The organism is Isoptericola sp. NPDC057391 (assembly GCF_042668085.1).
Lineage (GTDB): Bacteria > Actinomycetota > Actinomycetes > Actinomycetales > Cellulomonadaceae > Isoptericola.
This window is the reverse complement of sequence record NZ_JBHVBO010000285.1, coordinates 1-3,473: the sequence shown is the minus strand read 5'-3', so window position 1 is coordinate 3,473 and position 3,473 is coordinate 1. Positions and strand designations below refer to the sequence as shown.

Below are 3,473 nucleotides of genomic sequence, written 5' to 3'. Positions count from 1 at the left end.
CCTGCAGGTAGGGCTCGACGACGGCGAGCACCGGCGCCGGGCCGGCCAGCGCGCGCAGGCCCTCGACGTCGAGCGGGTGCGGGGTGGCGGTCCACGCCACGCGGACGGGCAGGTCGGCGACGGCCTCCAGCACCGTGTCGAGCATCGGGCCGACGGCGACGACGAGCGGCCCGCCCTGCTCGCCCCCGCCGTCGCGCACCAGGTGCAGCCGCCCGTCCACCGGCCCGGGCCGGGCATTGCGCTGCCCGGACAGGCGCAGGTAGACCCGCCCGGTGCCGGCCGCCTCGCGGTGCAGCAGCTCCGCGACCTCGTCGGCGTGCCCGGGCACGTGCACCGTCCAGCCCGGCAGCGCGGAGATCAGCGCGACGTCCGCGGGCGACTGGTGGGTGCGGCCGCCGGCGGAGACGTCGTAGGACGCGCCCGCGCTGACCAGCACGGCGCCGACGTCCTGGTGCCCGAGGTCGAGCTTCACCTGCTCGTACGGCCGCTCCACGAGGAACGACGCGAACGTGTGCACGATCGGCCGCCGGCCCGCCAGGGCCAGGCCGCCCGCCACACCGATCAGCGCCTGCTCGCGGATGCCGACGTCGATGACGCGGCCGGGGTGGCGGTCGATCGCGCGGGACATGTAGCCGGAGCCGATGACGGCCAGGACGACGTCGACGTCCGGGTGCGCGTCGAGCAGCGGGTCCAGCTCGTCGTAGAAGCGGGTGCGCAGGTCGAGCGCCTGCGGCGCCGGGGCGAGGGTGGTCACGCCGCCTCCTTGCCGGTCGAGCTGCCGGTCGAGCTGCCGGTCGAGCTGCCGGTCGGGGTGCCGGTCGGGCTGCCCGTCGTGTCGACCACCACGACCGTCGGCCGGTCGGGCTCGGTGTGCCGCAGCGCGGCGGTCAGGCGGGGCTGGTCGTGGGTGCGCACCTCGGTGGCCGCCCAGCCCTCGAGGGCGAACCGGGGCGCGATGCCGCCGGGCCAGCCCAGGTTGTCGCTGTGGTTGTCGACGACGACGCACGTGAGGTTGCCGAGGCCGAACCGGCCCGCGACCTGGATCGCCTCCGCGTTGCTGCCCTCGTCGAGCTCGGCGTCGCCGACGAGGACGACGACCCGCGCGGGTGAGCGGCCGCGCAGCCCCAGCGCGAGGCCGACCGCGAGCGGCAGCCCGTGCCCGAGAGACCCGCTGCCGATCTCGACGCCCGGCACCAGCGTGCGGTCGGGGTGGTGGCCCAGCGGAGAGTCGAACGACGCGACGTCGTCCAGCCACCGCGCGGGGAAGAAGCCCTTCGCGGCCAGCACGGCGTAGGTCGACGCCGGCCCGTGGCCCTTGGAGAGCAGGAACCGGTCGCGGTCGGGGGCGTCGGGGCGGGCGGGGTCGACGCGGAGCACCTGGTCGTACAGGGTCCACACGACGTCGAGCGTGGAGTGGGCGCTCGGGTCGTGCTTCTCGTCTCCCGTGACGCGGGCGACGAGGTCGCGGACGTGCTGCGGCACGCTCCGCCCCGACCCGGTGAGGGTCGCGGCGGACGGGGTCGGCGGTGAGGTCGTCGTCGTCATCCCTCGATGCTGTGACCTCAACCAAAGTTGAGGTCAAGGGGTGCGCCACCTCACGTGCCGCCGTCCTGCGGAAAGACGACGCCGGAGGCAGGATCGAGACGGACCAGCCGCCGTCACCAGGAGGTCTCGTCATGGCCCGCACCGTCGCCGAACACCTCGTCGACCAGCTCGTCGCCGCCGGCGTGAAGCGCATCTACGGGATCGTCGGGGACTCCCTGAACCCCGTCGTCGACGCCGTCCGCCGCACCGACGGCATCGACTGGGTGCACGTGCGCCACGAGGAGGCGGCGGCGTTCGCGGCCGCCGCGGACGCCGAGGTGACCGGCGAGCTCGCCGTCTGCGCCGGGTCGTGCGGCCCGGGCAACCTGCACCTCATCAACGGCCTGTACGACGCGAACCGCTCCAAGCTGCCGGTGCTCGCCATCGCGTCGCACATCCCGAGCGCGCAGATCGGCACGCAGTTCTTCCAGGAGACCCACCCGGACCGGATCTTCAACGAGGCCTCCGTGTTCTCCGAGATGATCTCGACGGCGGCCCAGCTGCCGCGCGTCACGCGGTCCGCCATCCAGCACGCGCTCGCGGCCCCCGGCGTCGCGGTGCTCACCCTGCCGGGCGACGTCGCCGACGAGCGCGTGCCCGACGACGACGCCCCGATCCTCGTGCCCGGCGCCTGCCCGGCGCGCGTCGTGCCGAACACCGCCGACGTCGAGGCCCTCGCCGACGCGATCAACCAGGCCAAGAAGGTCACGCTGTTCGTCGGCGCCGGGGCGCGCGAGGCCCGCGACGCCGTCCTGGAGCTCGCCGACCTGGCCGCCGCGCCCGTCGGCCACTCGCTGCGCGGCAAGGAGATCATCCAGTACGAGAACCCGCACGACGTCGGCATGTCCGGCCTGCTCGGCTACGGCTCCTGCCACGAGGCGATGCACTCGGCGGACCTGCTGGTCCTGATCGGCACGGACTTCCCGTACGACTCGTTCCTGCCCGCCGACGTGCGCACCGCGCAGATCGACGTCGACGCCTCCCACCTCGGCCGCCGGACCCGGCTCGACCTGCCGGTGCACGGCGACGTCGGCGAGACCCTGAGGCTGCTCAACCCGCTGGTCAGGCGCAAGAAGGACCGCAAGTTCCTGCGCTCCATGGTCGACAAGCACGCCGGGCTCATGACCAAGGTCGTCGGCGCGTACACCCGCAACGTGGAGAAGCACACGCCCATCCACCCCGAGTACGCAGCCGTGCAGCTCGACGAGACGGCGGCCGACGACGCCGTGTTCACCGTCGACACCGGCATGAACAACGTGTGGGCGGCCCGCTACCTCACGCCCAACGGGAAGCGCCGGGTCATCGGGTCCTTCATCCACGGGTCGATGGCGAACGCGCTGCCGCACGCCATCGGCGCGGCGTTCGCCCAGCCCGGCCGCCAGGTGGTGGCGCTCGCCGGCGACGGCGGCCTGTCCATGCTGCTGGGCGAGCTCATCACCGTGCGTGCCTACGACCTGCCCGTGAAGATCGTCGTCTTCAACAACGCGACGCTCGGCATGGTGAAGCTCGAGATGCTGGTCGAGGGGCTGCCGTCGTACGGCACCGACTCCCCGCCCGTGGACTACCGGAACATCGGCCTCGCCGTCGGCATCCCGTCCGTGCGCGTGGAGCGCCCCAAGGACCTGCGCCGCGCGCTCGCCGACGGCCTGGACCGCAAGGGCCCGGCGCTCATCGAGGTCGTCACCGACCCCAACGCGCTGTCCATCCCGCCGTCCATCACCTCCGGCCAGATCCGCGGGTTCGCGACGGCGATGACGAAGCAGGTCTTCGGCGGCGGCATGGGCGAGGTCATGTCCATGGCCCGCTCGAACCTGCGCAACCTCCCCCGCTGACCCCGCCTCCGTCGTTGTGGGTGTGATCGTGGCCCTGTTTCGAGACGAAACAGGGCC

The 3,473-nt window shown here is 73.4% G+C and carries 3 protein-coding genes; 1 reads left to right on the top strand and 2 read right to left on the bottom strand.

Annotated features, from left to right (window positions below):
- Both ACFUVW_RS20265 and ACFUVW_RS20260 read right to left on the bottom strand, forming a co-directional pair.
- Positions 1–754: transketolase family protein (locus ACFUVW_RS20265; protein WP_430573096.1), on the bottom strand; the 754-nt coding region annotated here is incomplete at its 3' end.
- Positions 751–1,545, bottom strand: coding sequence for a thiamine pyrophosphate-dependent enzyme (locus ACFUVW_RS20260; RefSeq protein ID WP_430573095.1), 795 nt, complete (start codon positions 1,543–1,545; stop codon positions 751–753). The genes ACFUVW_RS20260 and ACFUVW_RS20265, both read right to left, overlap by 4 nt.
- Positions 1,546–1,676: 131 nt before the next feature.
- Here ACFUVW_RS20260 and ACFUVW_RS20255 point away from each other — a divergent pair, with 131 nt between their 5' ends.
- Positions 1,677–3,416, top strand: a complete 1,740-nt coding sequence (locus tag ACFUVW_RS20255) for a pyruvate dehydrogenase (protein ID WP_430573094.1) — start codon at positions 1,677–1,679, stop codon at positions 3,414–3,416.
- Positions 3,417–3,473 lie beyond the last annotated feature (57 nt).